Origin of the sequence: Streptomyces aureus, from assembly GCF_001418135.1 — a bacterium.
Classification (GTDB): Bacteria; Actinomycetota; Actinomycetes; order Streptomycetales; family Streptomycetaceae; genus Streptomyces; species Streptomyces aureus_A.
In genome coordinates this window covers 1-1585 of sequence record NZ_LIPQ01000618.1, presented here as the reverse complement: position 1 = coordinate 1585, position 1585 = coordinate 1, and the positions used below count along the sequence as shown (strand labels likewise).

The following is a 1585-nucleotide window of genomic DNA, read 5'->3' as shown; positions in this document are numbered from 1 at the left end:
CCTCGAGGGCGGGTGCGGTACCTCCCATGGTTCCCCTTTTTCCGGTGTTCCCGGCCGTTCTTGTTACTCGGCCGTTCGATGGCGCTCACCCCAACACCGCGCCGGACCGCGCGTCCACGGCCCGCGGCCGAATCGCTGCCGGTGACCAGCGGGCGCGCCGAAGGGCTGTGCATGCGCACAACACTGCGCGTCAGGGCTGTGCGGAGGGGGCCGGGGCGGTGGATCCTCCGGGCATGGGACGGCGCAGACGGCGGACCGGTGACGACTGGAAGGTGCTCGCGCAGGCGTGCACGGCGCTTCTGGAGCGGGTGCCGGAACTGGTGGACGAGCATCTGAGAGAACTCCACGCGTACGAGCCCGCCTACGGGCGGATCCTGCCGTACGACCAGCACTGGCAGGAGGCCGAAGAGGCGATACGCATCGGGATCGAGATGATCTCGGCGCCCCGGAGCTCGCCCCGGCGGGACCTGGAGCACGCGGACGAGATGGGCCGGCGGCGGGCCGCGCAAGGCATGCCGCTCGAACTGGTCGTGCACGCCTACCGGCACGCCGGGCACCTCGTCTGGGACGCGCTGATCGAGGGCGCGGGGACGGACACGGCGCAGTTGGCGGCGCTGATGCAGTCGGCGACGACGGTGTGGTCGGCGGTGGACGCGCAGGCGGACACGGCCTCGGAGGCGTACCGGACGACGGAGCTCGAACTGCGCCGCCGCACGGACGAGCAGCTCCAGGCGCTCCTCGACGCGCTGCTCCAGGGCCGGCGCTCGCCCGAGCTGGTCGCGCGGGCGGCGGCGGGCCTGGACCTGCCCGAGCAGGGGCGGTACGCCGTCGTGGTCCTGCGCTACGACCGGCGGGAGGAGCGGGAGCTGTTCCACCGGCAGGTGCAGGGCGAGGGCGTGCGGTTCCTGTGGCGGATGGGGGCCGACTGTGAGCTGGGGGTGGTGGCGCTCGCCGGGGACACGGGTCTGGACGCGCTGTCGGAACTGCTCGACGGGCGGTGCCCGGGTCCCGGCGGGATCAGTCCGGTGGTGGTGGGCCTGACCGAGCTGGGCCGGGCGCGGCGGCTCGCGGAGCTGGCGCTGCGGACGTGCCCGCCGGGGAGCCGCGAGATCGTACGGCTCGACCGGCGGATGGCGGGCGCGCTGGTGGTGGGCCAGCCGGAGGTGGCGAGCCTGCTCGTCTCGGACGTCCTGGGCGGCCTGCTCGAACTGGACCCGGCGGACCGGGCGGTGCTCCTGGAGACGCTGGACGCGTGGCTGGAGTGCGAGGGGTCGGCGGGGCGGGCGGCGGGGCGGCTGTACTGCCACCGGAACACGGTCTTCAACCGGCTGCGACGGCTTGAGCAGCTGACCGCGCGGTCGCTGTCGCGGCCGCGGGACCTCACGGAGATGACTCTGGCGCTGGACGCGTTCCGCTTGACGTCACCGGGCTAGGGGGCGGCGGGCATGAACCGGCACCGGGCGGCACGGTGGCGGTGTACGGACCCGCACCGGGGCGCGATGCCGCTCCCGCCCGCCGCGCGAGCAGTCGCCGGGGGCGATGCCGCTCCCGCTTGCCGTGGGAAGGCCCACGCCCTGCTGGGCAA

1 protein-coding gene is annotated in these 1585 nt (G+C 74.4%); it reads left to right on the top strand.

Annotated features, from left to right (window positions below; genetic code table 11):
- The first annotated feature begins 233 nt into the window (after window positions 1–233).
- On the top strand, window positions 234–1433 hold the full coding sequence (locus AOK00_RS35180) for a PucR family transcriptional regulator (protein ID WP_055604175.1): 1200 nt from the start codon (window positions 234–236) through the stop codon (window positions 1431–1433).
- Window positions 1434–1585 lie beyond the last annotated feature (152 nt).